Origin of the sequence: Cupriavidus basilensis (genome assembly GCF_000876015.1) — a bacterium.
Taxonomy (GTDB): Bacteria; Pseudomonadota; Gammaproteobacteria; order Burkholderiales; family Burkholderiaceae; genus Cupriavidus; species Cupriavidus basilensis_B.
Map to the genome: position 1 here is coordinate 162,635 of NZ_BBQM01000024.1, position 23,012 is coordinate 185,646.

General features: G+C 70.0%; 20 protein-coding genes. 8 read left to right on the forward strand and 12 right to left on the reverse strand.

Going from position 1 to position 23,012, the window contains the following annotated elements:
* Positions 1-171: 171 nt before the first annotated feature.
* Complete coding sequence (locus tag KF708C_RS26640; protein ID WP_029043836.1) at positions 172-1,062, reverse strand: LysR substrate-binding domain-containing protein; 891 nt, start codon at positions 1,060-1,062, stop codon at positions 172-174.
* 124 nt (positions 1,063-1,186) lie between these two features.
* On the opposite strand from KF708C_RS26640, the gene KF708C_RS26645 reads away from it, so the two are divergent.
* The 3 genes from KF708C_RS26645 to KF708C_RS26655 all read left to right on the forward strand — a co-directional run bounded on the left by KF708C_RS26645 (position 1,187) and on the right by KF708C_RS26655 (position 3,785).
* Positions 1,187-2,086, forward strand: a complete 900-nt coding sequence (locus KF708C_RS26645) for an NAD(P)-dependent oxidoreductase (protein ID WP_059414049.1) — start codon at positions 1,187-1,189, stop codon at positions 2,084-2,086.
* An 80-nt stretch (positions 2,087-2,166) separates the two neighbouring features.
* Positions 2,167-3,123: a Bug family tripartite tricarboxylate transporter substrate binding protein gene (locus KF708C_RS26650; protein WP_059414228.1), complete on the forward strand. Its 957-nt coding sequence runs from the start codon at positions 2,167-2,169 to the stop codon at positions 3,121-3,123.
* Positions 3,124-3,203: 80 nt separating this feature from the next.
* Positions 3,204-3,785, forward strand: coding sequence for an amino acid synthesis family protein (locus KF708C_RS26655; protein WP_059414051.1), 582 nt, complete (start codon positions 3,204-3,206; stop codon positions 3,783-3,785).
* Positions 3,786-3,788: 3 nt separating this feature from the next.
* Here the strand turns inward: KF708C_RS26655 and KF708C_RS26660 are convergent, their stop codons facing one another.
* Positions 3,789-6,971: an EAL domain-containing protein gene (locus KF708C_RS26660; RefSeq protein ID WP_029043838.1), complete on the reverse strand. Its 3,183-nt coding sequence runs from the start codon at positions 6,969-6,971 to the stop codon at positions 3,789-3,791.
* 443 nt (positions 6,972-7,414) lie between these two features.
* Here KF708C_RS26660 and KF708C_RS26665 point away from each other — a divergent pair, with 443 nt between their 5' ends.
* The 4 genes from KF708C_RS26665 (at position 7,415) to KF708C_RS26680 (ending at position 11,015) form a co-directional block, all read left to right on the forward strand.
* Entirely contained in the window at positions 7,415-7,810 is a 396-nt protein-coding gene (locus KF708C_RS26665; protein WP_059414053.1) for a hypothetical protein, read from the forward strand.
* Between the two features lie 23 nt (positions 7,811-7,833).
* A complete protein-coding gene (locus KF708C_RS26670; protein ID WP_020423845.1) occupies positions 7,834-8,265 on the forward strand; it encodes a DUF2846 domain-containing protein in 432 nt (143 codons plus the stop codon).
* A gap of 193 nt (positions 8,266-8,458) precedes the next feature.
* Positions 8,459-9,472: a Bug family tripartite tricarboxylate transporter substrate binding protein gene (locus KF708C_RS26675; RefSeq protein ID WP_231586595.1), complete on the forward strand. Its 1,014-nt coding sequence runs from the start codon at positions 8,459-8,461 to the stop codon at positions 9,470-9,472.
* A 367-nt stretch (positions 9,473-9,839) separates the two neighbouring features.
* Positions 9,840-11,015: an OpgC domain-containing protein gene (locus KF708C_RS26680; protein WP_020204111.1), complete on the forward strand. Its 1,176-nt coding sequence runs from the start codon at positions 9,840-9,842 to the stop codon at positions 11,013-11,015.
* On the opposite strand, the gene KF708C_RS26685 is transcribed toward KF708C_RS26680, so the two are convergent.
* The 7 genes from KF708C_RS26685 to KF708C_RS36950 form a co-directional block, all read right to left on the reverse strand.
* Positions 11,010-11,714 carry a TetR/AcrR family transcriptional regulator gene (locus KF708C_RS26685; RefSeq protein ID WP_059414055.1) on the reverse strand — a complete coding sequence of 235 codons (705 nt, stop codon included), beginning with the start codon at positions 11,712-11,714 and terminating at the stop codon, positions 11,010-11,012. The genes KF708C_RS26680 and KF708C_RS26685 overlap by 6 nt on opposite strands.
* Positions 11,715-11,805: 91 nt before the next feature.
* Positions 11,806-12,795, reverse strand: coding sequence for a Bug family tripartite tricarboxylate transporter substrate binding protein (locus KF708C_RS26690; protein ID WP_059414057.1), 990 nt, complete (start codon positions 12,793-12,795; stop codon positions 11,806-11,808).
* A gap of 88 nt (positions 12,796-12,883) precedes the next feature.
* On the reverse strand, positions 12,884-14,812 hold the full coding sequence (locus KF708C_RS26695) for an acyl-CoA synthetase (protein WP_059414060.1): 1,929 nt from the start codon (positions 14,810-14,812) through the stop codon (positions 12,884-12,886).
* A 2-nt stretch (positions 14,813-14,814) separates the two neighbouring features.
* On the reverse strand, positions 14,815-15,621 hold the full coding sequence (locus KF708C_RS26700; protein ID WP_020204115.1) for an enoyl-CoA hydratase/isomerase family protein: 807 nt from the start codon (positions 15,619-15,621) through the stop codon (positions 14,815-14,817).
* Between the two features lie 52 nt (positions 15,622-15,673).
* Entirely contained in the window at positions 15,674-16,858 is a 1,185-nt protein-coding gene (locus KF708C_RS26705; protein ID WP_029043840.1) for an acetyl-CoA C-acyltransferase, read from the reverse strand.
* A gap of 362 nt (positions 16,859-17,220) precedes the next feature.
* A complete protein-coding gene (locus tag KF708C_RS26710; protein WP_059414061.1) occupies positions 17,221-17,772 on the reverse strand; it encodes a TetR/AcrR family transcriptional regulator in 552 nt (183 codons plus the stop codon).
* Between the two features lie 87 nt (positions 17,773-17,859).
* Positions 17,860-17,982, reverse strand: a complete 123-nt coding sequence (locus KF708C_RS36950; protein WP_269432181.1) for a hypothetical protein — start codon at positions 17,980-17,982, stop codon at positions 17,860-17,862.
* A gap of 51 nt (positions 17,983-18,033) precedes the next feature.
* Between KF708C_RS36950 and KF708C_RS26715 the strand changes: the two genes are divergently transcribed.
* A complete protein-coding gene (locus tag KF708C_RS26715; protein WP_059414064.1) occupies positions 18,034-19,221 on the forward strand; it encodes a thiolase family protein in 1,188 nt (395 codons plus the stop codon).
* A gap of 20 nt (positions 19,222-19,241) precedes the next feature.
* Here the strand turns inward: KF708C_RS26715 and KF708C_RS26720 are convergent, their stop codons facing one another.
* From KF708C_RS26720 to KF708C_RS26730, 3 genes are all read right to left on the reverse strand, one after another.
* Entirely contained in the window at positions 19,242-19,862 is a 621-nt protein-coding gene (locus KF708C_RS26720) for a glutathione S-transferase family protein (RefSeq protein WP_059414066.1), read from the reverse strand.
* A 48-nt stretch (positions 19,863-19,910) separates the two neighbouring features.
* Entirely contained in the window at positions 19,911-21,386 is a 1,476-nt protein-coding gene (locus KF708C_RS26725) for a gamma-glutamyltransferase family protein (protein ID WP_059414067.1), read from the reverse strand.
* A gap of 67 nt (positions 21,387-21,453) precedes the next feature.
* Positions 21,454-22,995, reverse strand: a complete 1,542-nt coding sequence (locus KF708C_RS26730) for a hypothetical protein (RefSeq protein WP_059414069.1) — start codon at positions 22,993-22,995, stop codon at positions 21,454-21,456.
* Between the last annotated feature and the right edge of the window lie 17 nt (positions 22,996-23,012).

The window sequence follows — 23,012 nt, forward strand, 5'->3', positions numbered from 1 at the left end:
TCCGGCGTGTAGTGAGCAGGCTGTCAAACCCGGTCGCCCGTTGTTTCAGACGACGAGCCGATTCTTCGCGATCAGCAAAGGGCTGTCAATACAACCGCGCAAGCAGAATGTTAACTTGTGCTACCGCACCGCCCCCTGAACGAAGCCCACACACGCCATCCCCGCACGTCACTACATCCCACCCGCCTGCGCCCTCAACAACCCCACAAACGCCTGCGCTTGCCGGCTCGGCGTATCGAAGCGAGAGCGCACCAGGCTTAGCGTCAGCGGAATGTGTTCGCGCAGCGGCCGCACCACGGTGCCGGGCCAGCCGGCGCGGCCGACCGAGAATTCGTCGACGATGGCCAGGCCCACGCCGGCGCGGACCAGCGCGCAGGCGATCTCGGCGCGTTCGATGTCGGCGCGCGCGCGCCACTCGACGCCGGCTTGCGCGAACGCCGCCGCCATCAACTGCCCGAACGGGATCTGGCGCGCGTAGAGCACCAGCGGGTGGGCGGCGACCTCGGCCAGCGTCAGCACCGGCGATGCGGCGAGCGCGTGCCCTTCGGGCAGGATGCAGACCATGCGGCCCTGCGCGAACGGTTCCACCACGAGGTTCGGATGTTCGATCGGCAGCACCGACACCGCCAGTTCGGCCTTGCGGCCGAGCAGCTCGAGCGCCATGTCGGCCAGCAGGGTGGTGCGCATGGTGAGCCGGACCTGGGGATGGGCGTCGAGGAAGGCGGCCATGATGGGCGGCAGGAAGTTCAGCGCGAGGCTCGGGCTGGAGCAGATCTTGAGCACGCCCTGGGGGTTGGTGGCGAGGTCGCGCGCGAATTCGTCGATGCGCAGCGCTTCTTCGTAGAGCGAGCCGACTTCCTGGAACAGCAGTTGCGCTTCGGCGGTCGGCCGCAGCTTGCCCTTGACGCGTTCGAACAGCCGCAGGCCGAGGCTTTGCTCGGTGTAGGCGATCAGCCGGCTCACGGCGGGCTGGGAAATGCACAGCAGGCTGGCGGCGCCGTTCATGGAGCCGGTCAGCATGACGGCCCGGAAGACCTCCATTTGTCTGAGTTTGAAGCGCATCGATAACAGATGGTTATAACCCACAATCACAAGAGCATACGACAAATCACGGCAAAACCCATACGATCTGGAGCACATGCCGGGATACGGACGGCAAAAAAGACATAGGAAGAGAGGAGACCACATGCGCCGCAAGATCGGCTTTATCGGCCTGGGAATGATGGGCTTGCCGATGCTCGAAAACCTGGCCACGGCCGCGGACCTGGAGATCCGGGCCTTCGACACCGCCGACGCGCCCTTCGCGCAGCTCGCCGGCCATGCCGCCTGGGGCAGCACGCTCACGCGCGCCACGGCGCTGGAGGCGCTGGCCGGCTGCGAGGTCGTGATCACGATGCTGCCGAACAGCCCGATCACCAACGCGGTCGTCGCCGGCGAGGGCGGCCGCGCGGGCCTGGCGGACATCCTTGCCGCGGGCGCCACCGTGGTGGACATGGGTTCGTCCAACCCGGCCGATACGCGCCGCCTTGCCGCCACGCTGGCCGGGCGCGGCATCGCGCTGGTCGACGCGCCGGTCTCGGGCGCGGTGGCCAAGGCGCGCGCCGGCACGCTGGCGATCATGGCCGGCGGCGATCCGGCGCACGTGGAGCGCGTGCGCGCGCTGCTGGAGCACATGGGCGAGACGCTGATCGTGACCGGCGCGGTCGGCTCCGCGCACGCGATGAAGGCGCTCAACAACTACGTCTATGCGGCCGGATTGCTGGCCGCATCCGAGGCACTGCTGATCGCGCAGCGCATGGACCTCGACGCGGGCATCTTCGCGAGCGTGCTCAACGCGTCGAGCGGCCGCAACGTGGCCACGGAAACCAAGCTGGCGCAGTTCATCATCCCGGGCACGTTCAACGCGGGCTTCGCCATGCGGTTGCAGGCCAAGGACCTTGCCACGGCCGCGGGGCTGCAGGCCCTGGCGGGCGTCGAGGCGCCGCAACTGTTGCTGTGCGCGTCGCTGTGGCAGCAGGCCGCCGGGGCGCTCGACCCGCGCGCGGACAACACGGAGATCATCCGCTACCTGGACAAGCAGGCGTAGCACGGGCGGCCTCGCGCCGCCACGACAAGAACACAAGAGCACAAAAGCACAAAAGCACAAGAGGAGACAACAACATGCGCATTTACCGAGGCATTGCCGCCGCGGCAATCGGCCTGGCTTTCAGCATGGGCGCGCTGGCCGGCGGTTATCCCGAGCGGCCGATCCGGATGGTGGTGCCGTTCCCGGCCGGCAGCATCACCGACGTGGTTGCGCGCGCGCTCGCCGAGCCGATGTCGCAGGACCTGGGCCAGCCGTTCGTGATCGACAACAAGCCCGGCGCCAACGGCATCATCGGCACGCAGCAGGCCGCGCAGGCCAAGGCCGACGGCTACACGATCGTGATCGTCGGCGTGACCACCGCGGCCAGCAACGTGAGCCTGTTCAAGAAGCTGCCCTACGATCCGGTCAAGGACCTGCAGCCGCTCGGCGGCGTGGCGGAGACGCCTTACCTGCTGGTCGGCTCGCCGGACGCGCCGGGCAAGCGGGTCGGCGACGTGTTCAGCTACGCGCGCCAGAACCCGGGCAAGCTGACCTATGGCTACGGCTCGGGCAGCGCGCAGGTGTTCGGCGCGAAGCTCGCCCACATGGGCAAATCGGACATCACGCAAGTGCCGTACAAGGGCGGCCCGCAGGCGCTGACCGACGTGATGGGCGGCATCGTCAAGCTGACCTTCACCGATTTCGCCAACGGGCTGCAGCAGGCGCGCGCCGGCAAGGTCAAGGTCTATGGCGTGAGCACGCGCGAGCGTTTTCCGCTGGCCGCGGACATTCCCACGCTCAACGAGAGCGGCGCGCCGGGTTTCGACCTGACGGTGTGGTTCGGCCTGATGGCGCCGGCCGGGCTGCCGGACGACGTGGCGCGGCGCCTGTCGGCCTCGCTCGACAAGGCGCTGTCCTCGGACGAGCTGATCCGCCGCTTCGCGGCGCAGGGCCTGACGCCCAAGCGTCAGCCGGCGCCGGACTTCGGCGCCTTCGTCAAGGCCGAGATCGGCAAGTGGGCGGCCATCGTCAAGGAAGCCGGCATCACGCCGGAATAGGCGGTGCTGGCCGTGCTGGCTGCGCTGGCCGCGCGGTCGGCGTTGCCCGCTTTTTTTCTGTGTTTTCTGGAGAGTTTCCCGTGTCCCTGATCGAAATCCGCAAGCGCTGCCTGATCGTCGAAACCACGTATCACGAAGGCGGCCCGCCGCCCGAGAAACCGCTCAAGCTGGCGGCATCGTGCGCGGTGATCCGCAATCCCTACGCGGGCCGCTACGAGCCGGACCTGATGCCGTTCATGTCGGAGCTGCGCTCGCTCGGCTCGCTGCTCGCCGGCGAACTGGTCGACACGCTCGGCGGCAAGGACAAGGTGGAGGTCTACAGCAAGGCCGCCATCGTCGGCATCAACGGCGAGATGGAGCATGGCGCGGTGTGGCACGAGGCGGGCGGCTGGGCCATGCGCACCGTGCTCGGCGAGCCCAAGGCGATGGTGCCGGCGGTGAAGGCCGTGGCCTCGGCCGGCTACCGGATGATGGTGCCGGTGCACTACATCCATGCGTCCTACGTGCGCAGCCATTTCAACAGCATCGAGATCGGCATCCAGGACTCGCCGCGCCCCGACGAGATCCTGTTCGCGCTGGTCATGGGCACCGGCGGCCGCGTGCATTCGCGTCTCGGCGGCCTGCTCAAGGAGAACGTCGTCGGGGCCGACGGGCAGCGGTAGCGCTCAGGCATCCACCAGCGCCTGCTCCCGCAGCCAGCCTTCCAGCGCCTGCGCCGACATCGGCCGCGCATAGAGGAAGCCTTGTAGCTCGTCGCAGCCGAGGCTGCGCAGGATGTCGGCCTGGTGCCGGCTTTCCACGCCTTCGGCGACCACGCGCAGGCCGAGGTCGTGGCCCAGTTCGACGATGGCCTTGATGACGGCGAGGTCGGCGGGCGCGTCGAGCATGTCGTGCACGAACGCGCGGTCGATCTTGAGCCGGTCGAGCGGGAAGCGGTTCAGGTAGCTGAGGCTGGAGTAGCCGGTGCCGAAGTCGTCGAGCGACAGCTTGACGCCGAGCGCTCGGATCGCGTTGATCGCGTCGAGATAGTTTTCCGCGCTGTCCATCAGCACGGTCTCGGTGATCTCCAGCTCGAGCCGTTCCGGCGCGACGGCGTGGCGCGCGAGGCTCGCGCGCAGCGTGGCGGCCAGGTCGGCGTCGCGCAGCTGGATCGCCGACAGGTTGATCGACATGCGGATGCCGGGCAGGCCGGCGGTGCTCCACTGCGCGAGCTGGCGGCACGCTTCGTCGATCACCCAGGCGCCGATCGGGATGATCAGGCGCGTGTCTTCCGCGATCGGGATGAACTGGGCCGGCATCACGCTGCCGAGCTGCGGATGGGTCCAGCGCAGCAGCCCTTCCACGCTGATGACGGCGCCGGTGATCGCGTCGAGGCAGGGCTGGAAGGCGAGGCGCAGTTCCTGGCGCTCGACCGCGGTGCGCAGGCAGGCTTCGAGCGTGAGCCGCTGGCGCGCGCGCTCGGCGATGTCGGGCGAGAAGAATTTCACCAGGTTGCGCCCGGCCGCCTTGGCCTGGTACATGGCCGCGTCGGCGTTCTGCATCAGGGTGTCGATGTCGGTGCCGTCGTCCGGGTACATCGCCACGCCCACGCTGCACGAGACCTGCAGCGTGGCGCCGCCGATCGCGTGCGGCTCGCGCACGAGCGGCAGCAGGCGGTCGTCGATGGTGCTGGCGACGTCCGCCGCGCCGCCGATGTCGTTCAGGATGACGGTGAATTCGTCGCCGCCCAGCCGGCTCACGGTGTCGCCGCTGCGCACGGCCTGCAGCAGGCGCCGCGACACCGAGCGCAGCAGCGCGTCGCCGATGTGGTGGCCGAGCGAATCGTTGATGTCCTTGAAACGGTCGAGATCGATGAACAGCACGGCCACGCGCGCCGGCGAGTTTCTCGCGCGCTCGAGCGCGATGCCCAGGCGCTTGGTGAACAGCGCGCGGTTCGGCAGCTCGGTGAGCACGTCGTGCTCGGCCAGGAACTGGATGCGCGCCTCGCTCTTCTTGCGGTCGGTGATGTCGATCAGCGTGCAGATGTAGTGCGAGACGTTGCCGCGCTTGTCGCGCACCGCGCTGATCATCAGCCAGGCCGGGTAGTCGCCGCCGTAGCGCCGCCGGATCTGCGCCTCGCCGTTCCACACGCTCGACAGGTCGACCAGCGTCGCCAGCCCCTCGATCAGCGGCGTGCCGCCCGCGGCCGCGACGACGAACTCGGGCAGCTTGCCGGTGACGTCTTCCGCGCGATAGCCGGTGGCGCGGTAGAACGACGCATTGGCCGTCAGCAGGCGCCGCTCCTGGTCGAGGATCAGGATCGCTTCCGAGGATGCCTCGAACACCTTGCCCCACAGCTCGAGCCGCTGCTCCATCAGCTTGATCTGGTTGATCGGCGTGAAGGCGGTCAGCACCGCGTCGCGCCCCTGGAACTTGAGCCGCCGCGCGGACAGCATGGCCCAGGTCGGCTCGGCGCTGGCCTTCCAGCGCACCTCGAATTCCTCCACCGCGTCGCGGTCGGACAACTGCTGGAAGAAGCGCGCCCGCACGGGCGAGTCGAGCGCGAAGGCCCACGGGTCGGCCGTGCAGCCGTTGAGCCAGTAGAGCGCGGGCTGGTTGGCGTGCAGCACTTCGTGGCCGGGGACCGCAGTCACCATCATCGGCACCGGCGTGGCTTCCACCAGCGCGTGCTGCGCGGCGGAGGCGCGCGCCGTGGCGGCGAGTTCCTTCTGCACGTCGCGCTCGCGGTCGAGCTGCTCCAGCATCTCGTTGAAGCCGCGCACCAGCTGGCCGATCTCGTCCTGGCTGTGCCAGCTCGCGCGCAGCGTGTGGTCGCCGGTGCGGCGCACGGTGTCCATCACGCGCGCCAGTTGCCGCAGCGGCCGCGAGATCTGCTGCGCGACGAAGTACACCATGCCGAGGATGCCGCACAGCAGGAACAGCGCGGTGCCCAGATGCAGCCACATGCGCGAGAACAGCCCGCGCACCCGCGCGTGGAGCAGCGTGTCGAGCTGCTCGCTGGTGTCGCGCCAGGTGTCGCGCACGCTCAGCACCAGCGCCTGCTGCGCGGTGTCGAGGTTGGCGAGCAGGGCGGGGTCGGTCTTGTCGCTGCCGTTCACCACGATGCGCGCGGCGTGCCGGTACGCTTCCACCGCGGCCCGCATGCGCGCCACGGAAGGCGCCAGCGCGGTGCCGAGCGCGCGGTCGGCGGCGCCGGCCTCGGCGAGGTCGGAGCGCAGGCCTTCCAGCACCGCGTCGAGCTGGCCTTCGAGCACGAGGTAGCGCGTGCGCAGGGCCTCGCGGGATTCCTGCCCGTGCATGCCGTCGTGCAGGCGCCGGCCGATGCCGTGCACCGCGTCGACCAGCGCCGGATAGCGCAGGATCGACAGCGACATGGCGTAGTAGCTGTCGAGGTCGGGGTCGAGGATCAGGTTGGACTGGTTGCCGATGCGCGTGACGAGCTCGCGGCAGGCCTCCAGGGCCTCGCCCACGGTGGCGGGCGTTGGCTGCGGCTCGCGCGCGATGGCAGCGAGTGCCGCGCGCACGCGCCGGCTCAGCTCGGCGCTCTGCATGTGCGTGCCGTACTGCTGCTCGGCGTGGGCCAGCTCGGCCCCGATCTGCTCGAAGCGCGCAGCGGGCGGCCGCGCCCCGGCCTCGGTCAGCGCGACGTCGGCCAGCGCGTCGCGCACCGTGTGCAGGTAGATGTTGCCGCCGATCTCCTTGTTGGAGAAATCGATGGCGATGTATTTCTCGTGGATCAGTATCCCGCTGATATAGACCACCGCGCTCAGATCCAGCAGATAGATCAGCAGCAGCTTGCGGCCCACGCGCAGGCGCCCGAGAAACCGGAAGAAGGGATTGTCTTTCATCGTGCGCGCACCGTCGCGCATTATTTAGGGTGACTCATGGCGCACTCCAACGGGCTGGCGGGAAAGAGGCAAGAAAGATGCCGGGCCTGGCTGGAGGGTTGGCTGGCATTCCCATATCGACGCCCGCGCGCCGCGGCTTTAGCGTTTGGCGGATATTCCCCGTGACGGTGCGTGCGTGCCGCAGGAGGGTGCGGGAAGCTGGCGGCCGGCACCATTGCGGCCCCTCCGCGTCACTGTTCGGGGTCATTGTTCCGGCCCCGCGGAGGCCACTCTTTGGTGGGGGGCATTTTTGGCGATACGTGCCGTTATTTGTCATTAACGACAATGTTGATCAACGATGACTGCTGCCATTGCGACCTGCGCGGCAGCCGGCGCGGCATGCAGCAATGACGCGGGCAACGCGCGGCCGCTGGCCGGCAAATATCAAGCAGACAGGAGAATTCATGGGGCGTATCCGTCTTGCCGGCGCATGGCTGGCGTTGAGCCTGTTTCTCGGCGCATGCGCGCCTTCGGTACCGATTTCGCAATCGAAGGTCGAGATATCCGGCCGGGAGGCGGCGGCACGGCGAATCCGGCTGCTGGAGCCGGCCGCCATCAAGCTCGATACGGGATATTCGCGCACGCTTGCCCAGGACTCGGTCTGGCAGTCCTTCGGGCGTCTTCCGCAGGGCCAGGTTTTCAGGCCGGTCGGCACGATTTTCACGATTGAAGGCCGCCAGGTGCATGAGGCGTACCTGGTGATCGAAGAACAAAAACTGGTGGGATTCTATTTGCCCGGGGAGGAAAACTATTCCCCGCTTTCAACCGCGGTACCCCTTAAATTCGGAGATATCAAGTGATTCGTGCTGTACGGACTGTAGTGATGGGCCTGGCCCTGGCTGGTCTTGTGGCGGGCTGCGCTTCCGGCGTGAAGCATTCGGAAATGGCCGCATCCATACCTACCATCAAGCAAGGCGAGGGCCGTATCTACTTCCTGCGCTCGGCATCCATGCTCGGCGCGGCGCTCCAGCCGGATATCCGCCTCAACGACCAGGTGGTGGGCGAGTCCAAGCCGGGCGGCTTCTTCTTCGTCGATCGTCCGGCAGGCAAGTATGTCGCCGCCACCGCGACGGAGACCGAGAAGACGCTCAGCTTCGGTCTCGATGCGGGGGAAACGAAATACGTGCGCAGCTCGCCTTCGTTTGGCCTGGTGGTCGGCCGGATCGTGCTTGAGCTGGAAACGCCGGAAAAGGCTAAGGAAGACCTGCCGTCGCTGAGCTACACCGGCAATGCGCTGACGCCGCAAGCGAAATAAGGCTGCCGGGGGCGGTCTCGCGCGGCGCCCCGGCCCAGGCCGGCGGCATGCGCGCTCCCATATGCGAAAACCGCCTTTCCATAGCCGAAAAGTTGTCTATACAAGTAGCGGGCGGCCCGATAACATCGGTCTGATCTACAAGCGCGCGCGGTCCCGGCGCGCTTGTTGTCTTTCCATGTTTCCGGAGTCAGAAGTGAACCGTCTTGTCCGCCTGTTGGCCGATTCCCTTGTCATCCGCATCGCCGGCGCCGCCTTGCTGGCCTGCGCGAGCCTGCCGGCGCCGGCCGCGGGGCCGGCCGGGGCGGAAGGCTATCCGGCGCGCCCGGTCCGGGTGATCGTGCCGTTCGCGGCGGGTGGCGTGGCGGATGCGCTGCCGCGCCTGGTCGGGCAGAAGCTGGCGGAGCAGTGGGGCCGCCCGGTGGTGATCGACAACAAGCCGGGCGCGGCCGGCAATATCGGCATGGAAGCGGCGGCGCGCGCGCCGGCCGATGGCTACACGCTGGCGCTGGCGCCGGCGGGCAACCTGACGGTGAACCCGATTCTGTTCCCGAAGCTCGGCTTCGAGGTGAAGGACCTCGTGCCGGTCACGCTGCTGGCGACCTCGCCGAACGTGCTGGTGGTGAATCCGGGCCTGCCGGCGCACACGCTCAAGGCGCTGGTCGAATATGCGCGCGCCCATCCGGGCGAGCTGAACTTCGCTTCGCCGGGCAACGGCAGCGGCGCGCACCTCGCGGGCGAGCTGCTGAACCTGGAGGCGGGCATCAAGACCATGCACGTTCCCTACAACGGCATCGCGACGGCGCTCAACGACGTGCTGGGCGGGCAGGTGCAGATGGTGTTCGCGGGCGTGTCGAGCGTGCTCCAGCACATCCGCTCGGGCAAGCTGGTGGCGGTCGCGGTGGCCGGGCCGCACCGGCTGGCGCAGTTGCCGGGCGTGCCGACGGTGGCGGAGTCGTATCCGGGCTTCGACGTGACCTCGTGGTACGGGCTGGTGGCGCCCAAGGGCACGCCGGACGCGGTGGTGCGCAAGTGGCAGGCCGACGCGGCCGCCGTGCTGCGCCAGCCGGAGGTGCGCGAGAAGCTGCTGGGTCTCGGCCTGGAGCCGGTGGGCAGCACGCCGGAAGCGTTCGCCAGGACCATCTCCAGTGAAACCCTGAAATGGCGCGCGATCGTGCATCGCGCGAAAATCCAGCCGCTGCAGTCGTAGGCCGGAATCGGGCACCGGCACCGGCACCAGTACCGGCAACCGTCCGCGCTCTCCGCGCGCCGGCTCGCGCGAGCCGGCGCTGTCTTTCCTCCCTCCCGCCTTCCCGCCTTCCCGCCTTCCCGCCCTCCCGCGTTTCCCCAGCCCCCGGCAGCCTCGCCCTAGGGTAATCCCCAATATGCCGTATCATCTCGCCCGGTGCATTGGCCGCCAGGGCAGGCCGCGTCGCGGGCGCGGCACATTTCTGCCTTTGCGCTGTCCAACGTGCCGGATTTCATAGTGAAACAGGTAGCGGATTCGCCATATGGCGGGTCCGGGGTGGCGGGGCGCCTTGTCGGGACGTCTGCCGCCTGTGATGCAGGAGAGGCTTTTGGCGACAAACGAAACCCAGCGCAGAACTGAGGTCGACCTGATCCGCGGCGTGGCGCTGATCTTCATCGTGGTGGATCACGTCAACGGCAGCGTGCTGGCTGACTACACCATCCGCAATTTCGCGTTCTTCGACGCGGCGGAGATCTTCGTCTTCCTGGCCGGCTATTCGGCCAGCTCCGCCTTCCTGGCGATGGAGGCGCGGCATGGCGCGGCCGCCGCGCAGAGCCGCCTGGTGCGGCGCAGTTGGGAAATCTACAAGGCCTTCGTGCTGACCGGGCTGCTGATGCTGGTGTTCGGCCTGCTGCTGGCGCTCGCGCGCGTGCCGGCGCCGGCGGTGGTGTCCACCGAGGCGCCGATCTTCATGGCGCATCCGTTCAGCACGCTGATCGAGGTGTTCAGCGTGGCGCGCCAGCCCTTCGTCTCCGACGTGCTGCCGATGTACGCGGTCTTCATCCTGTGCGCGCCGCTGTCGATCCGCATGGCGCGCGCGCGGCCGCTGACCTTCGTCGGCGCCAGCGCGCTGCTGTGGCTGATGGCGCCGATGCTCACGCCGCTGCTGCCGAGCAGCGACGGCAACGGCTGGAGCTTCAACCCGTTCGCGTGGCAACTGATGTTCGGCCTGGGGCTGATGTCGCGCCTGCGGCCGGACGTGATCCTGCCGCGCCAGCCGCTGGTGCGCTGGGTGGTGACGGTGCTGGCGGTGGCGATGACGCTGGCCGGCGTGCTGCTGGCCTACCTGTGGATGCGCCCGCACGTGTACGAGCCGTGGCTGCCGGCATGGCTGCCGACGATGGTGTTCCCGCTGCCCAAGAAGAGCCTGGCGGCGCTGCGCGTGGCGAGCTTCCTCGGGCTGGCGTGGCTGGCCTACCTGGCGGTGCGCGCGGGCTGGGTGGCGCGGCTGGCCTCGGTGATGGGCCCGGTGGTGCAGATCGGCCGCCACAGCCTGTTCTGCTTCGTGTTCGGCGCGGTGGTGTCGGTGGTGATCGAGGGCTTTACCTACGGCATCGCCGGCGGGCGGCCTTCGCGGCCCATCGCGCTGGGCGGCGACATCGTGGCGGTGGCGCTGCTGCTGGTGATCGGCGGCTGGTGGGGGCGGCGCAAGGAGGGGCGCAAGGCGGCGGTGGCCGCCCGGCAGTTGCGCGCGGTGCCCTGCGCGAACGGCCGCGGCCTATGAGCGGGCCGCGGCGCGCTGCCGCGTCCGCGGCTTCGGCGCGGCCGATGCGGTCGATGCCGCCTTCTCCCTGCCGGCGGCCAGCAGGCCGGTCAGCACGAACTGCTGCACGCCTTGCCGCCATTGCGCCAGCGCCACCTTCGGGCGCGTGGTGGGCCCGGTCGGCTTGGCGCTGAAGAACATGCTGACGCCGTGCATGGCGGACCAGGCGCAGCGCACCATCATGTCGTCGAACTGCGCGTCCAGCCCGTTCTCGCTGAAATAGTCCTGCACCGCGCCGTAGAGCAACTGGTAGGAAGCCGCGCCCGCCTCCAGCAGCTCGGGGTAATTCTCCTTGCCGACGATCTGCGGGCCGAACATCAGGTAGAACAGGGCGGGGTGCCTGACGGCGAATTCGATGTAGCCGTCCATCACCGTGAGCAGCCGTCCCTCGGCCGTCATGTCGGGCGACATGCGGGCGCGCCGTATCGCCACCAGCTCGCGGAAGCCGTCGGCGGCGATGGCGGCGAGCAGTCCTTCCTTGTCGGCGAACTGGTTGCGCGGCGCCCCGTGCGAGACCCCCGCGAGCCGCGCCGCCGAGCGCAGCGTCAGGCCGTGGACGCCTTCGGTTGCGAGGATCTCCCTGCCGCAGCGGATCATTTCCTCGCGCAGGTTGCCGTGGTGGTAGCTCTGGCGGGGCGGCGGGGTGGTGGCGTTGGTCATGGTGTTGCCGTGGGCGGTGTCGTCAGGCCTCCATGTTAGCGCCAACGGCAGCGCGCCCGCCCCGCATCCGCGCGCGCGGCGATGGTGATTGCTATTGCAGCGTGATGTGCTTTTCGGCGACCACCCTGGCCCAGCGCTCCGCGTCCTTGCGGATCTGCGCGTCGAACGCGGCCGGCGTGGTGCCGCTAGGCTCGGTGCCCAGCTCCTGCAGCCGGGCCTTGACCTCGGGCACCGCCACCGCCTTCGCGACCTCCGCGCTGAGACGGTTGACGATCGCGTCCGGCGTGCCGGCCGGCGCGAACAGGCCGAACCAGCCGACGTCGGCGAACTGCGGATAGCCCTGCTCGGCGAAGGTGGGCACGCTCTCCAGGCCCTTCCAGCGGCGCGGCCCGGTCACGCCGAGCGCGCGCACGGTGCCGGCCTGGATATGCGGCTTGATCGCCAGCGGGTCGACGAACAGGCCGTTGATCTGGCCGCCGATCAGGTCCTGGATCGCCGGCGCGGAGCCCTTATACGGCACGTGCATCATGTCGATGCCGCTGACCGAGGCCAGCATCTCTCCCCACAGGTGGGAGCCGGTGCCGGCGCCGAAGGAGCCGAAGTTGAGCCGCTCGGGCGACGCCTTGCCATAGGCCAGGTAGCTCTTGAGGTCCGTCACCGGCAGCTTGCGGTCCACCACGAACACCACGGGCGCTGCCGCGATCCCGGCCACGCCGCGGAAGCTCTTGATGGCGTCGTAGGGCAGGTCCTTGAACAGCGCCGGCTGGATGCTGTGCGCGGAGTTGTTGAGCAGCAGGGTGTAGCCGTCCGGCGCCGCCTTCGAGGCGATCGAGTAGGCCACCACCGTCTGCCCGCCGGGCCGGTTGTCCACCACGACCGGCTGCCCCATCTGCCGCGACAGGGCCGCGCCCACGGTGCGGGCGATGATGTCGGTGCCGCCGCCGGCGGCGTAGGGCACGATGATCCGGATCGGATGGGTGGGGTAATCCGCCGGCTTTTCGGCATGCGCGGGGTGGGGCGCCAGCAGCAGCAAGCCGGCCACCCCGGCCGCGAGGCGCGCGGCCGTGTTGGACGTGGTCATGGTTGTCTCCTGTCTTGATCTGTTTTCGATCTGATTTCGATCTGTTCTCGGTTCCGCATTTCGGCTGGCTTTCGCCAGCCTTTCCGCGCTACTCGTACACCACCGAGTAGCGCGTGGTCAGCGTGGCGAAGGCGGTCTCGATGGTGGCCATCGCCGCGGCGCGCTCGGCTTCGCTCATGGCGGCGGGCAGCACCAGCGTCGAGGCCAGCCCGAGGTCGCCGCGGTCTTCCACGCGGATGTCGCGCACGGGGAGCGGCGCCCCGGCGGCGGCATCGGCCAGCATCTGCTGCTGGGCGCGCCGGATGGCGTCGCCGCGCAGCACGTTCTTCTGGATCTTGCCGACCGCGGTCTTGGGAATGGCGTCGACCAGATAGAACTGCTTGGGCACCGCCGCGCGCTCGGGAATCGCCTCGTAGGCGTAGTGCCTGAGGCGGCCGAGCGGATAGTCGCTGCCCGGCTTGAGCGCGATGTAGGCTACCGGCAGCTCGCCCGCGTGCGCGTCCGGGATGCCGACCGCCGCGGCGTCGAACACGGCCGGATGGCGGTACAGCGCTTCCTCGATCATGCGCGGGTCGATGTTGTTGCCGCCGCGGATGATGAGGTCCTTGGCGCGGCCGGTCAGCCAGAAGTAGCCTTGCGCGTCCATGTAGCCGAGATCGCCGGTGTTGAACCAGCCGCCGTCGAACCAGATGTCCCGGTTGTGCGCCGGGTCGAGGTAGCCGGCGAAGACGTTGGGCCCGCGCACCACCACCACGCCCGGCTCGCCGGGCTCGCAGTCGCGCACGATGCGCCGGCCGGCCACCTTGACCGCCTTCATCTGCTGGTAGGCCATGCGGAACCCGATCGAGCCCGTGCGCGCTTCGCCGTGGCGCGGGTTGCAGGCGCTCAGCGCGGTGCCTTCGGTGAGGCCGTAGCCTTCCAGGATGACCGAGCCGGTCTTCCTGCCGAAGGCCTCGGCGATGGCCGTCGACAGCGGCGCGGTGCCGCAGGTGGCGGCCTGCAGCGAGCCGATGTCGGTATCCTCGAGGGGGATGTTGAGCAGCATGTTGACCACGGCCGGCACCATGCTGAGCGTGGTGACGCGGAAGCGCTCGATGATGCGCCAGATGTTGCGGATCACGGAGGGATCGCGCCAGCCGCCCGAGGTCAGCATGACCACCGAGGCGCCGCGCGCGAGCGGCATCAGGCAGTTGGTCAGCACGCCGGTGACGTGGAACATCGGCACGCCGCACACGCGCACGTCCGTGGGCTGCACGTCGTACTGCATGCCGCTGGCCCAGGCCATGAAGACCTCGTTGCCGTGCGTGTGCAGAGCGAGCTTGGGCGTGCCGGTGGTGCCGCCGGTGTGGAACATCGAGGCGGTGTCCCCGGGGGCGATGCGCCGGCCGCTGTCGAGCGTCTCGGCGCCGAAGCGCGGCAGCTCGGCCAGCAGGTCGACCACGCCATCCTCGCTCGCGGGGCCGCCGCCGGCCTTGATCCAGTGGCGCACGCCGGGCAGCTCCCGGCGGATCAGCATGGCCTTGTTCCAGGCCTCGATGTCCGGGTCGGGGCCGTAGACGATCACCGCCTTCGCGCCGGCGTTGGCGAGCAGGGTGCGGATGATCTCCGGCTCCAGCATCCAGTTGACGGGGCAGGCGATGCCGGCCGCCTCGCTGCCCCAGAGCGCGTATTGCGACTCCGGCGCGACCGGCATGAGGATGCCGATCACGTCGGCCGGCCCCAGGCCGAGCGCATGCAGCAGGTTGGCGGTCTGGGTGATGCGGCCGAACAACTGGCCGTGGCTCACGGTGGTGGCGCGCTCCAGCTCGTCGCCGGAGGCGAAGTGGTGCAGCGCGGGCGCATCGGGCGCGCGGTCGCGCGCCAGGCGCAGCAGGTCGTAGGTGCTGGCCGGCAGGTCGCGCGCCGGCAGCGGGGTCTGCTCGAAGCGCTCGATGTCGCCGAGCGTGGCCACGCGCAGCCCGGGCTGGTAGAGGTCCCGCCGCGCGCGGGCGGCGGCTTCGATGGCGGCTTGCGTCATGGTCAGGATCCCCGGTAGGCCGGACGGCGCTTGTTCAGGAAGGCATCGCCGCCTTCGTGCATGTCGTCGGTGCTGAACAGCGTGGCGAAGGCAAGCTGCTCCATCATCAGCGCCGTATCCAGGTTGGTGTCCTGCCCGTTGTTGATCATCAGCTTGGCCAGGGCGATCGAGTGCGGCGATTTCTCCGCGATGCGGTGCACGTAGGCCTTGGCCTCGTCGAGCAGCTGCGCGGCGGGCACCACCTTGTTGACCAGGCCGATGCGGTAGGCCTCGTCCGGCTTGATGATCTCGCCGGTGAAGATCATTTCCTTGGCGCGCGTCGCGCCCACCAGCCGCACCAGGCGCTGGGTGCCCCCGCGCCCCGGGATCAGGCCGACGTTGGTCTCGGTCTGTCCCATCAGCGCGTTGTCGGCGGCCACGCGCAGGTCGCAGGCCATCGCCAGCTCCAGGCCGCCGCCGAAGCACGGCCCGGCGATGGCCGCCACCACCGGCACGGTGCTGTGATGGATCAGCGCCCACAGGTCGGACGCGCCGCTGGTGGGGCCGAACGCATCGAGCGGGCGGCGCTTGAGCATCTCGACCAGGTCGCCGCCCGAGACGAAGGCCTTGGTGCCGCCCCACAGCACGATGCCGCGGATGGTCTTGTCGGCCATCAGCGCCGACATCGCCGCGTGGATGTCGTTGCGCAGCGCGGCGTTGAGCGCGTTGTACTTCTCGAGCCGGTTCATCGTGACGATGCCGCAGCCGCCGTCGCGGTCGACGAACACGGTGTCGTATTCGGTGATGGGGGTGGTCGGGTTGGTTGTCATTGGCTTGTCTCCTGTCGGCGTGCGCCGTCTTGTTTGTTGGCTTTCCGGTCGTTCAGTGGATGAACTCGAACAGGCCGGCCGCGCCCATGCCGCCGGCCGCGCACATGGTCACGACGCCGTACCTGGCCTTGCGGCGCCGGCCTTCGAGCAGCAGGTGGCCGACCTGGCGCGCGCCGGTCATGCCGTAGGGGTGGCCGATGGCGATGGCGCCGCCGTTGACGTTGACGCGCTCCTCCGGCAGCCCTAGCTGGTCGATGCAGTACAGCGCCTGGCAGCCGAAAGCCTCGTTGAGCTCCCACAGGTCGATGTCGTCGACGGCGAGCGCGTTGCGCTCGAGCAGGCGCGGTACCGCGCGCACGGGGCCGACGCCCATCTCGTCCGGCTCCACGCCGGCCGTCGCCAGCCCGATGAAATAGCCCAGCGGCGCCAGCCCGCGCCGCTGCGCTTCCCGCTCGGACATCACCACCAGCGCGGCGGCGCCGTCCGACAACTGGCTGGCGTTGCCGGCCGTCACCTGGTAGCCCTCGCCCTTGACCGGGGGCAGGGCGCCGAGCTTTTCCAGCGTGGTGTCCGGGCGGTTGCCTTCGTCGGCTTCGAGCAGGCAGGCCTCGGTGGTGGTCTGGCCGGTCGCCTTGTCGGTCACGCCCTTGCGCGTGGCCAGCGGCACGATCTCGTCGCGGAACAGGCCGGCCTGCTGGGCGCGGTCGGTGCGCTGCTGGCTGCGCAGCGAGAAGGCGTCGGCGCGCTCGCGCGACACGCCGTAGCGCCGGGCCAGGATCTCGGCGGTGTCGATCATGTGCAGGTACACGTCGGGCCGGTGCTCGGCCAGCCACGCTTCCTGCTGGGCCACCTTGAGCGTGACCGGCTGCGACAGGCTGATCGACTCGACCCCGCCGGCCACCATGACCGGCACCTTGTCGACCAGCACGCGCTGCGCGGCAAAGGCGACCGCCTGCAGGCCGGAAGCGCAGAAGCGCGTGAGCGTGGTGCCGCTCACCGAGACCGGCAGGCCGGCGCGGATGGCGCCGGCGCGGGCCACGTTGCCGCCGGTGGCGGCGACCGGCTGGCCGCAGCCGAAGATGACGTCTTCCACCTCGCCGCCTTCGAGGCGGGCACGCCGCACGGCATGCTCGATGACGTGGCCCGCCATCGTGGCGCCGTGCGTCTGGTTGAAGGCGCCCCGCCCGGCCTTGCCGATGGGGGTGCGGGCGTAGGAAACGATCACTGCGCGAGACATGGGTTCTCCTTTGGTATGGGTATCCGCACGGGGACTTCCGGTCCTGGTGCGTGGCAGATATAGACAGTGGATAGATTTGGGCGGATCGATCCGGCTGGTTGCCAGGATGCCGCCGGTTTTCCGTGTGTCCAGCCACCCGCACCGGGTGGTCGCCTCGGTGTATCCACTGTCTACATGCTAGTTAGCGGATTTCGGCAGGTCAAGCGCGCGGCGGGCTGGCGAGGGTTTACCTCGATGAAGCGGGAAGAGGAGGGAGAGAGAAAAAAAGGAGGGCCGGCGGCAGCCACATCACCGCGCGGAAATAATGGTTCGCATGCGAAGCGATGGCGATGCGCGGTGGCGCAACGCGCCGCCGCGCGCCGCTAGCGGGACGCCTGCACGGTATCCAGGATTTCGGTGGACAGCGCCTCCGAGCGCACCGCGCGCGCGAGCACGAGGCCGCCGACCATCGTGGCGAGCATCAGGATCGCGTCCTTGCGCGACGACGCGCTGTCGTCGCCCGCGATCAGTTCGATCAGCGCCGCCACGCCGGCCTCGAAGCGCTTGCGGGTCCTGGCGTCGAGCCGTGACACGTCGGCGCCGAGCGCGGCGATGGCGCAGCCGCTGGCGGGCTTGTCGCGGTGCTTCCGGTTCATGTAGGCGTGCAGGATCGCGCGCTTGCGCTGCCGCGCGGGCGCCGCCGCGGCCGCCGCTTCGAGGAAGGCCGTGGTCTGGCCGAAGGCGGCGTCGACCGCGTCGGCGACCAGGGCATCGCGGGAATCGAAGTGCGCGTAGAAGCCGCCGTGGGTCAGCCCGGCGCTTTTCATCAGCTGCGCCAGGCCGACGCCGTCGATGCCGTGCTCGCGGAATTCGGCCGCGGCGGCCTCGACGATCTGCTTGCGGGTTTCGGCCTTGTGTTCCGGCGAGTAACGCACGATTGGACTCCGTAGGTTGAAGGGCGGCGCTGATTGGATGACGATCATCATATCCGGATGATGAAGCGCCCGGCAGCCGATGCCACATCATGCCATGACGATGGCATGACGGTCATCATTCAATGACCGGTCCACGGTGGCGGAAGTGGCGGATACGCCGGCATCCGGCGCTTCATCTTCTTTCCGGTTCTTTAGTATGATGATCGTCATTCAATCGAATGACGCAAGGGCGGAACGTTCGCCCCAACCAGGAGCGATGTGATGAAAGCGAGAGACGTGGTGCTGTGCCATCCGGTGCGAACGGCAATCGGAGCCTATAACGGCGCACTGAAATCGACGCCGGCGACCGAGCTCGGCGCGGCGGTGATCGCCGAGACGTTCCGCCGCTCCGGGCTCGACCCGGAGCTGGTCGGCAGCGTGGTGTTCGGCAACGTGATCCAGGCCGGCAACAAGATGAACCCGGCGCGGCAGGCCGCGCGCGGCGCCGGCCTGCCGGTTTCGCTGCCGGCGATGACGGTCAACCGCGTGTGCGGCTCCGGCGCGCAGGCCATCGCCAGCGCGGCCGACGAGATCCGCCTGGGCTACGTGGACGTGGCGATCGCCGGCGGCATGGAGAACATGGACCAGGCGCCCTACCTGATGCCGGCGGGGCGCTGGGGCAGCCGCATGGGCGACGCGGTGCTGTACGACAGCATGCTGCGCGATGGCCTGGTGGATGCGTTCTCGGGCGAGCATTCCGGCTGGCACACCGAGGACCTGGTGGAGCGCAGCAAGCTGACCCGCGAAGACCAGGACCACTGGGCCGAGCGCTCGCAGCAGCGCTTCGCGCGCGCGCAGGAGCAGGGCCGCTTCGCCGCGCAGATCGTCGGCGTGCCGGTCAAGGCCAAGGGCGGCATGGCGACGTTCAGCGTGGACGAGGCGAACCGGCCGGACACCACCTTCGAGATCCTCGGCAAGCTGAAGCCGGCGTTCCGCAAGAACGGCACCATCACGGCGGGCAACGCGCCGGGGCTCAACAGCGGCGCGGCGGCGATGGTGGTGGCCGAGCGCTCGCTGGCCGAGGCGAAGGGCCTCGTGCCGATGGCGCGGCTGGTGGCCTACGGCGTCGGCGCGGTCGAGCCGGGCCTGTTCGGCCTGGGCCCGGTACCGGCCGTGCGCCAGGCGCTGCAGCGCGCGCAATGGGCGCTGGGCGACGTGGAGCGCGTGGAGATCAACGAGGCGTTCGCGGCGGTGCCGCTGGCGGTGGCCGGCGAGCTGGGCTTGCCGCTCGACATCATCAACGTGGACGGCGGCGCCATCGCGCACGGCCATCCGATCGGCGCCACCGGCGCGGTGCTGACCACGCGGCTGCTGTACTCGATGCGCGCGGACGGCATCCGGCGCGGCATCGTGACGCTGTGCATCGGCGGCGGCCAGGGCATCGCGCTGGCGCTTGAAGCGCTGGACTGAGGCGCCGGACCGACGCGGCGCTAGGCGGTCTTCTGCCGCAGCGCGAAGGCCCGCTGCGCCGCCGGCCGCGCCACGCAGCGCTGGTGCCACGCGGCCACGTTGGCGAGGTCCGCCGCGTCCAGGTCGGCCAGCCGATGCAGCACCGCGGCGAGGTTGAGGTCGGCCACGGTGAAGCTGTCGCCGAGCAGGTAGGGCTGGCGCGCGCAATGGGCGTCGAGCACGGCCAGCGGCTTGCGCAGCGCGGCCTGCGCGGCGGCAGCCTGGGCCGGGTCGCGCTGCGCCTGCGGCAGCAGGCGGGTGTGCTGGGCGAGCTGGGTGGTGAGCGGCTCGACCATCGTGGCGGCCCACAGCGTCCATTGCAGGATGAGGGCATCCTGCCGCGCGGTGCCGTCCCACAGCACGCGGCCGGCGTGCCGGCGCGCGAGGTACAGGGTGATGGCCAGCGATTCGTAGAGGACCAGGCCGTCGTCGTCGATGGCCGGCACCATGCCGTTGGGATTGATCGCCAGGTAGGCCGGCGCCTTGGCTTCGGGCGAGGCGTAGTGCAGCGGAACGTGCTCGTAGGGCAGGCCGAGTTCTTCGGCCGCCCACAGCGGGCGGATGGCGCGCGAGGCGGCGATGCCGTAGATCTTCAGGGTCACGGATGGGGTGCGGGTTGGTTCGAGGGTTGGGAAGGGGCGGCGGCGGGCTCACTCGCCCAGCGCGATGCCGTCCTTGCGCTTGTCCGACGCGCCCAGCAGACTGCCGTCGGCATCGCGCATGACGATCTGCGCGCCGCCGAAATCGCTGCGCCCGCCGAGTTCGCCGAGGCCGGCCGGATCGCCGTAGCCGGCGTCGCGCAGGGCCTTCGCGATGGCCGGCGGCGTGCCGGCTTCGATGGCGAGCGCGGTGTCGGACTCCAGCCGCCAGCGCGGCGCGTCGAGCGCGGCCTGCAGCGGCTGCTGCCACGCCGCCAGCCGCACCAGCAACTGCAGCTGGCCTTGCGGCTGCATCAGCCCGCCGACCACGCCGAAGCCGGCGTGGAAGCGCCCGTCGCGCAGCGCCGCGCCCGGCACCACGGTGTGATACGGGCGCTTGCCCGGCGCCGGGCTGTTGATGTGGCCCGGGCCGGCGAAGCCGAAGCCGCGGTTCTGCAGCACGAAGCCGCAGCCCGGCACCGCGATGCCGGAGCCGAAGCGCTTGAAGATGCTGGTCATCAGCGTGACGGCGAGGCCGTCGCGGTCCACCACCACGGTGCAGACGGTGTTGCCGGCCGGGTCCGCCACGGTCTGCTTGGCGTATTGCATGGCGCGGCCCATCGCCCGCACGGTGCGCAGCACGGCGGCGGGATCGTCCTCGGCCAGCAGGGCCGGATCGAGCTGGCCGAGCTCGTCGAGCGCGTGCAGGATGGCCACGCCGTGCGTGTTGGGCGGGCACTCGAGGATGGTCAGGCCGCGGAACTCGGTGGAAACCGGCGTGCAGAAGTCCCCGCGGTGGGCCGCGAAATCCGCCGCGGCCAGCGCGCCGCCGGCATGGCGGCTGGCGGTCTCGGCCGCCTGCGCGGGCGCGCCCAGGTAATAGGCGTCGGCGCCTTCGGCGGCGATGGCGCTCAGTACCCTGGCCAGTTCCGGGTTGCTGAAGGTCTCGCCGGCCACGGGCGGGCGCCCGGCGCGGTAGAGCGCGGCGCAGACCGGGTCCTGGTGCAGCACGCGGTCGAACACGGCCCATTCGCGCGCGGCCACCGGCGCCACCGCGAAGCCGTCGCGCGCCAGCGCGATGGCCGGGGCGAACAACTGCTTCCACTCCATGCGGCCGTAGCGGCGGTGCAGGTCTTCCCAGCCGCGCACCGCGCCCGGCGTGGTCAGCGAGAGCGCGTGGCGTTCGGGGATGCGCTGGTTGGGCAGACCGGCCAGCGCCTCTACGGGGAAGGCGGCCGGCGCGCGGCCGGTGCCGTTGTAGCTGACCGCATGGCCGTCGGGCTCGACGATCATGGCCAGCATGTCGCCGCCGATGCCGGTGGCCATCGGCTCCACCACGCCGAGGATGGCGTCGGCCGCGAGCGCCGCGTCCACGGCGCTGCCGCCTTCGCGCAGCACCCGCAGCGCCGCCTGGGCGGCGAGCGGGTGGCCGGTGGCGACCATGCAGTGCGGCGCGCGCACGCCTTCGGGCGGGATTGCGGTTGTCATGCGGTTTGCTCCATCAGGGTGAGGGGAATGGGGGGCCTGCGTTTCAGCGTTGCGGCGTTGCGGCGTTTCAGCGCCACAGCACCACGGCGCACATCGTCGATACCGCCAGGCCGGCCAGCACCGGCACCAGCAGCGCGCGCACGGCGTCGAGCACCGGCACGCGCGCGAAGCCGGCGATGGCCACCAGCGAGGACCAGGCGATCAGCGTGCCGCCGCCGGTCCACACCGCGCCCATCTGGCCGACCGCGCACAAGGTGGCGGCGTCCAGCCCGACGGTCGGGCCGAGCGCGCCGGCCAGCGTGCCGGTCAGCGGCAGGCCGGCGAAGCCCGAGCCGTCGATGCCGGTGATCATGCCGACCAGCAGCACGCCGAAGGCCACCAGCACGTGGTTGCTGGGGATCCAGTTCTCGGCGCCCTGGATCAGCTCGAACAGCAGGCTGGGCGCGTGGCCGGCGCCAATCTGCAGGATGGCGCCGGCGGTGTCGCCCGCGCCGATGAAGAAGAAGCCGGCGATCGGCAGCACCGAGCCCATCGCCTTGAAGGCGAACACGAAGCCGTCGGTGATGTGCTCGGCGCTGGTGTCGAGCATCCTGCGCGGGCCTTCGGCGGCCAGCGTGCACAGGATCATCAGCAGCGCGGCGGTGCCGCCGACCAGCGCGGCGGCCTCGCCGCCCTTGAGCTCGGCCATGCCCAGGCCGAGCTTGGGCGAGACCATCAGCGCGATGACCGCGGCGAAGGCCAGCGGCGTGAGCATGGCGAAGGCCTTGGACCACTTGATGCGCCGCTGCTCCACCATCGACAGGCTGCGCGCGATGTTCGCATCGGTGCCGAGCGGCTCGCCGTGCGCGGTGCCGCGCGCCAGCTCGCTCTTGTCGAAGCTGCCGGCGGCTTCCACGCGGGCCAGGTCCGCGTCGGGCGCGCGGCCCTGCCAGCGCTCCAGCAGGCTGGCGCTGGCGGGGCGGATGTGGCCGCGGATGGACAGGTAGGCCAGCGTCAGCGCGATGCCGCCGGTGATCAGCGACAGCACCAGCGCGCGGTCCGCCACCATCGTGGCGCTGACCGCGGCGCCGGCGGCCTTGGCGCTGATGCCCGGCGCCACGCCGATCACGTAGTCGGACGACAGCGCCGTGCCCTGGCCGGCGATGGCGATGGCCATCGCGCCGGCCAGCGGCGGCAGCCCGGCGGCGATCGCGGCCGGCAGCAGGATGGCGGACACCAGCGGGATCGCCGGGGTGGGCCAGAAGAACAGCGAGATGGCGTAGGTGATGGCCGCGAGCATGAAGTAGGCCGCGTGGCCGTTCTTCATCACCGCGCGGAACGGCTCGACCATGCGCACGTCGGAGCGCAGCGCCTTGAGCGCATTGAGCAGCGCCGTCATCAGCGCGATCACCAGGAAGATGTTGAACAGCTCGCGCGCGGCCACGAAGCTGGCGTTGAAGATGCTGGCCAGCGCGCTGACCGGGTTGTGGGTCCAGGCCAGCGTGACCAGGAAGGTGGCGATGATGGCGGGCACCACCACGTTGGCGCGGAACACCATCGTGAGCACGATGGCGAACACGCCGGCGAGGTAGACCCAGTGGGCCGCGCCGAGGGCGATGTGTGAATCCATTTGGGGGCTTGTCTCCT